Consider the following 5,878-nt stretch of genomic DNA (forward strand, 5'->3'; position numbering starts at 1 on the left):
GGCGAGACGGGGGGAGCCGGGGCGGCAGCCGGGAGCGGCTGGACCAGGACGATCGGGCACGCCTGCATGCAGCCAGGCTGCGCCGGCCGGAACGGTGGTGCGAGGGTCGATCGGCCGGTTCCCCAGGGACGTTCGACGGCTGAGCCGCCGGGATGCCCCGCAAAGACGGGCACGCCGGCCGGACGGCCGCCGCTGCCGACACCGGGGAACCGGCGGCCCCGCCGGATCGGCGCCCGGGCTTGCCCACCTCGTCAGCACGTGTCACCGTGCTCAGGCCCTTGTCGGTCGGACAGTTCGGACGAATGGCTGGAGCGGGCGAGCCGATGGACGACCAGCTGACGAACGCCGTGCCGGTTCATCCCGCATCGACGGTGCTGACCGGTCTGCGGCTCGACGAGTTGCTGCGCGAGGTGCAGGACCGGCTGAACGAGATCCTCCAGACCCGCGACCGGATGCAGGGCCTGCTCGACGCCGTGCTGGTCGTCGGCTCCGGGCTGGAGCTGGACACCACCCTGCAGCGCATCGTGCAATCAGCGGTCGATCTGGTCGACGCCCGCTACGGGGTGCTGGGTGTGCTCGCGCCCGATGGCGGCATCTCCCGGTCCATCCACGTCGGCCTCCACGAGGAGATCCGGGCACTGACGGGGCCGCTGCCCGAGGGAACGGGACTGCTCGGTCAGCTCGTCGTCGACCCGCCACCGCCACGGCCGCCGGAGCCGGGCTCTCCTCCGGCCTCGGTGGAGCTCCCGGCGGATCGCTCGCCGATGCGGAGCTTCCTGGGTGTCCCGGTACGGGTGGGGGACTCGGTCTTCGGCAACCTCTACCTGACGGAGAAGGCGGATGGCGGCGAGTTCACCGCCGACGACGAGGTGGTCCTCGAGGCGCTCGCCGCGGCGGCGGGCATCGCGGTGCACAACGCTGACCTCTTCGAGCAGGGACTGCTGCGTCAGCAGTGGCTGGAGGCCGCCGGTGAGATCCGGTCCGAGCTGCTGTCCGGGGCCAGCGATGCGGACGCGCTGCGGCTGATCGCGCAGCGGGCGCTGGAACTGGCCGGGGCGGACCGGACGGTGATCGTGCTGGGCCCCGATCCCGTCGACGGCCAGTTCACGGTCGGCGCGGAGTGCGGGCCCGAGGAACCGGGCGTGCTCGGCCGGCGGCTGGCCCCGGACGTCCCGCTCCTGAGCGAGGTGCTGGAGAGCCGGAACCCGGTGCTCGCCATCGCGACCGGCGATCTCCTGGACGGTCTCGAGGTGTCCCTCCCACAGTACGGGCCGACCGTGGCCGTCCCGTTGCAGCCGTCGGAGAAGGTGACCGGTGTCCTGATCGCACTGCGTCGCGAGGGGGCCGAGCCGTTTCAGCCCGGTGGGATCCCGTTGCTCGCGTCGTTCGCCGACCAGGCGGCCCTGGCCCTGGAACTGGGCGAGAAGAACCGCGCCCAGCGCCAGCTCGGCGTGCTCGCCGATCGTGACCGGATCGCCCGGGACCTGCACGACCACGTGATCCAGCGGCTGTTCGCCACCGGGCTGCGCCTGCAGAGCACGCTGCGTCGCGCCAGAACCCCCGACGTGCGGCAGCGCATCCAGCAGTCGGTCGATGAGCTGGACCTGACGGTCCGGGAGATCCGGACCGCGATCTTCGATCTGCACACCACGATCGGGCGAGTGGAATCGGGGCTGCGCAGGCGGCTGCTGGACACGGTGGCGGACGCCAACGTCGGGTCCGGCCTGTCCTCGTCGGTGCGGATCTCCGGTCCGGTGGACACCGTGGTCCCGCCCGACCTGGGCACGCACGTGGTCGCCGTGGTGCGGGAGACGGTGAGCAACGTCGTCCGGCACGCCCGTGCGCGGTCGCTGGTGGTCTCGATCGAGGCGGGGAAGGAGCTGACCGTGGAGGTCTCCGACGACGGTGTCGGCCTCGATCCGGCGGCTGTCCGCAGCGGGCTGCGCAACCTCGAGGAACGAGTTCTGGAATGCGGCGGCGTCTTCACCGCACGGACGGAGCCCGCCGGCGGCACCACGGTGCGCTGGACCGTGCCGCTGCCCTGAGGCGGCCGCGTCGCCCGTCCCGCCGGGCGAGCGGTCGGGGCCAGAGGGTCACTCCCTTGCGGGCGCTCCCGGCCCGCCCGCCGTCCGGGACATGCGCTGGCGGCGGTGCGCGGCCATCCGCACCGGGGCGTTGGACTCCCCGTAGCCGTTGTACCCGTCGATCCGCTGCACGACCTCGAAGAACACCCGGGAGCCGAGGACCGCGGTGTAGAAGGGCAGGAACGCGCCGTCCGCGTCGCGGTTGTAGAGCACTCCGTGTTCGCGCGGGGCGGCAAGCAGTTCGGGTGGCGGGGTGAGCCGCGCGTCGAGGTCGTCGTAGTAGTTGACCGGGATGGCCAGCAGCGGGGCTCCGGCAGCCCGGGCCGCCCGCGCGACCGCCACCACGTCGTCGCAGGTGCCCAGGCGAGCGCCTCGTAGCACACCCGTAGACCGCGTTCGCCCGCCCGCGCGGCGAGCGTGTGGAACTGTTCGGCGGCGAGGTCGTCGTCGTCGACGACGTCGGGGGAGACCGACGAACAGACCAGGACGAGCTCGGTGCCCACCTGCTCCATGACGTCGAACTTGCGCTCGGCCCGCCGCAGGTTGGCCGCGAAGACCTCGGGCGTGACGGCGTCGAAGTCGGCCGCGGCCGCCGCGGCCGGCTTGTCCTCCAGCGTGCCGGACAGGCACACCGTGGCGACGGCGGTGCGTAGCCCGGTGGCCCGTCGTCGCGCTGCGGAGCCGAGGCAGCGGATCGAGTGGACACCGACATGATCGCCCTCCGGAGGTCTGCGTCCGGTCAGGGTCACCGGTGACGGGGTGGCGGTGAAGCCGTCCGGGGCGGATTCCCGGCCAGTGAACGACAGGCGCGATCCGTCCTTGGAGGGCGCAGTATCAGCAGACGACACGTGAGCGTCGGCGGTGCAGCCCTCGGGAGCGCGGATGAACCTCGAAAAGGTGATCTTCGGCTTCTTCGTCCTGCTCGCCGCGACGTTGAACTTCGGGTTCTTCATCGGCGACATCGCCGAATCGCTGCTGCACAACGTCTACGAGCTGTTCGCCGCGATCGTGGTCAGCCTGATCGCCACGGTCCTGAAGTTCGGTGACCGCACCCAGATCGGCGCCGTGCATCTCGCGACGAGTCTCGTCGCCGACCTGCAGCTCATCGCCGCGGCGCTCGTCTGGGGTTACGCCTCGTACGTCTCGTCGGCGGGTCTCACCCCGCACGCCACCGCGAGCGTGGTGTCGCTGTCCGGTGGGGCGCTGTTCGCCAACGTCGTCTCGGTCGTGCTGCTGGTCGTCGAGACCGTGTCGTTCCACCGCCGGTAGTCGGAGGGCAGTCATGGGCAATCCGCTGCTCGTGTTCTGGATGCGTCTCTTCGGAGGCGAGGAGGAGCCGTCGTCGCGCCGGCTGCGCCGGCGGATCCCGTTCGCGTCGGCCGCGCAGGCGTCCGCGACCATCTTCCTGATCCTGCGCCGGATGCGCGCCCCGTTGATCGTGCTGATCACGATCTTCGCCATCAGCGTTCTGGGCCTGACACTGATCCCCGGGAAGGACCCCGGCGGCCAGCCGGCGCGCATGGGGTTCTTCGACGCGTTCTACTTCATGAGCTACACCGCCACCACCATCGGGTTCGGCGAGCTACCGAACACGTTCACCTACCCGCAGCGGTTGTGGGTCACGATCACGATCTACCTGACGGTGATCGGGTGGGCGTACGCCATCGGCTCGCTGCTCGGTCTGCTGCAGGACCGCGCGTTCCGCCACGCGCTGGCGCTGCAGCACTTCACCCGGAAGGTGGCCCGGCTGCGCGAGCCGTTCCTGCTGATCGCCGGGTACGGCCAGACCGGGGAGCTGCTCGGCCGTTCGCTCGACGCGCTGGGCCGGCGTTTCGTCGTCATCGACCGCGCCGCCGAACGGATCGACGCTCTCGAACTCGACCCCTACCACGCCGACGTGCCCGGCCTCGCCGGCGACGCGGGCAACTCCGGCCATCTCGGCGTCGCGGGTCTGGGCCACCCGTACTGCGAGGGCGTGCTCGCCCTCACCGACGACGACGAGGTGAACCTGGCGGTCGCGATGGCCGCGGCCCTGCTGCGCCCGGAGCTGCCCGTGATCGCGCGGACGATCTCCCCCGCGATCGCCGATCGCATGCGCGCCTTCGGCACGCCCTCGGTCGTCAACCCGTTCGACTGCTTCGGTGACCACCTGAGCATCGCCCTGCGGGCACCGGCCACGTACCAACTCATGATGTGGCTGGAGGACGGCCCCGGGGCGGAGCTGCCGCCCCGGGGCCGCCCGCCGGCGGCCGGTGGGTGGGTGATGTGCGGCTACGGGCGCTTCGGACGCGAGCTCACCGCGGACCTGCGCGCCGAGGGGCTGGAGGTGTGCGTGATCGAGCCCCGCTCACCGGCCACAGGCGACATCTCCGTCGTCGCCGGCGACGGTTTCGAGCCGGGTGTGATGGCGCGGGCCGGCATCGAGCACGCCGTGGGCTTCGTGGCGGGGACCGACAACGACACCACGAACCTGTCGCTGATCGCCGCCGCGCGCCGGGTCAACCCGAAGGTGTTCGTGGCCGCGCGGCAGAACAAGCCCGCGACCGCCCCGCTGTTCGCCGCGATGGGGGTCGACTCCCTCCTCGTGCCCACCGAGGTGATCGCCCACGAGGTGTACGCACAGCTCAGCACCCCGTTGCTCTGGCGCTTCCTGCAGGAGCTGCCCGCCCGCGGCGACGAGTGGGCCGCCCGCCTGATCGACCGGTTGACCGACCAGTGCGGCCGCCACCTCCCGGCCCTGTGGAAGGTCCGGCTCACCGCGGTCGAGGCGCCCGCGCTCCAGTCCTGGCTCACGGCGGGGGACGCGAGGCTCGGCGACCTCTTGCGCAGCCCGGAGGACCGCGAACTCCGACTCGAGGCGGTGCCGCTGCTGGTGCTGCACGGTGACAACTGTGTGCTCGCCCCGGAGGACGATCTCGTTCTGGCGCCGGGCGACGAGATCCTGCTCGCCGGACGGTCCACCGCTCGCCGCGATCTCGAGACCACGATGGTGATCGATGCGACCCGGGAGTACGTGCTCTCCGGCCGGCACGTTCCGGCCAGCTGGATCTGGCGGAAGCTGGCGCGGCCCGGCTCCCGGGAAGAGCCCCGCCTCGCCGCGCAGGAGGTCAGCCGGCCCGGCCACCACCCATGGCCCCGGCGAGGACCTCACGCAGCGGGCGGGGGACGACCCCGCGGGCGGCGTCGAGCCGGCGGGCCTTCCGGCGGGTGACGATCACACCGGCCACAGCGACGACCCAGACCGGGTACTGCACCAGCCAGGCGATCCGAAGCCCAGGCTCGCGCGGCCGGTACACGGTGATCCTCGGTGACACCGAGGAGAGCGCTGAACTCGAGGCGTCGCACCTGGATCGGCTGAGCCCGGCGGTGGACGGGTTCGTGCTCGCCGCGAGCCGGCTACCCGACGCCGAGCTGGCCGATCTACACGGCAAACCTGTGGTGCTCTTCGATCGGGAGGTGAGCGGCCTACCCAGCGTCGTCACCGATTCGGCCGAGGGGAGCCGGCAGATCATCGAACACCTCGTGGCGCTGGGGCACCGCTCCATCACCTACCTCCTCGCCATCGGGGCGCTGCAGCGGTTGCTACGACGCGGTGTCGACGTTCCGGGGGCGGTGAGCGTGGTCGGCTACGACGACATCTTCGGCTCCGACTTCTGCAACCCGCCGCCGACCACGCTCACAGGTCCGGCCGAACAAGCCGGGCCTGCGGGTCCGGCACTCGACCGGCCCGGCTCCCCAGACCCCCACCTGCCCCTGACCCGCGAGTCGGGGTCTCCCCGCCCGCGAGTCGGGGT

General features: G+C 71.9%; 6 protein-coding genes. 5 read left to right on the forward strand and 1 reads right to left on the reverse strand.

Going from position 1 to position 5,878, the window contains the following annotated elements:
* The first annotated feature begins 302 nt into the window (after window positions 1-302).
* The gene (locus HF519_RS28965) at window positions 303-2,045 is read left to right on the forward strand and encodes a GAF domain-containing sensor histidine kinase (RefSeq protein WP_246245404.1); all 1,743 of its coding nucleotides are present in this window, start codon (window positions 303-305) and stop codon (window positions 2,043-2,045) included.
* Window positions 2,046-2,093: 48 nt separating this feature from the next.
* Here HF519_RS28965 and HF519_RS28970 read toward each other — a convergent pair whose 3' ends face one another.
* Entirely contained in the window at window positions 2,094-2,465 is a 372-nt protein-coding gene (locus HF519_RS28970) for a hypothetical protein (protein WP_312860419.1), read from the reverse strand.
* A gap of 38 nt (window positions 2,466-2,503) precedes the next feature.
* Between HF519_RS28970 and HF519_RS28975 the strand changes: the two genes are divergently transcribed.
* From HF519_RS28975 to HF519_RS28990, 4 genes are all read left to right on the forward strand, one after another.
* Window positions 2,504-2,737: a hypothetical protein gene (locus HF519_RS28975; protein WP_169416154.1), complete on the forward strand. Its 234-nt coding sequence runs from the start codon at window positions 2,504-2,506 to the stop codon at window positions 2,735-2,737.
* A 229-nt stretch (window positions 2,738-2,966) separates the two neighbouring features.
* Entirely contained in the window at window positions 2,967-3,353 is a 387-nt protein-coding gene (locus HF519_RS28980) for a DUF6394 family protein (RefSeq protein ID WP_169416155.1), read from the forward strand.
* Between the two features lie 13 nt (window positions 3,354-3,366).
* The gene (locus HF519_RS28985; RefSeq protein ID WP_169416156.1) at window positions 3,367-5,295 is read left to right on the forward strand and encodes an NAD-binding protein; all 1,929 of its coding nucleotides are present in this window, start codon (window positions 3,367-3,369) and stop codon (window positions 5,293-5,295) included.
* A partial coding sequence (locus HF519_RS28990; RefSeq protein ID WP_169416157.1) for a substrate-binding domain-containing protein occupies window positions 5,292-5,878 on the forward strand: 587 nt, incomplete at its 3' end. The genes HF519_RS28985 and HF519_RS28990, both read left to right, overlap by 4 nt.

Origin of the sequence: Pseudonocardia bannensis, assembly GCF_012911875.1 — a bacterium.
Taxonomy (GTDB): Bacteria; Actinomycetota; Actinomycetes; order Mycobacteriales; family Pseudonocardiaceae; genus Pseudonocardia; species Pseudonocardia bannensis.

Excerpts from the sequence above, each read along its gene's own strand:
- HF519_RS28965 (WP_246245404.1), top strand. The coding sequence starts at position 303 with ATGGCTGGAGCGGGCGAGCCGATGGACGACCAGCTGACGAACGCCGTG.
- HF519_RS28980 (WP_169416155.1), top strand. The coding sequence starts at position 2,967 with ATGAACCTCGAAAAGGTGATCTTCGGCTTCTTCGTCCTGCTCGCCGCG.
- HF519_RS28985 (WP_169416156.1), top strand. The coding sequence starts at position 3,367 with ATGGGCAATCCGCTGCTCGTGTTCTGGATGCGTCTCTTCGGAGGCGAG.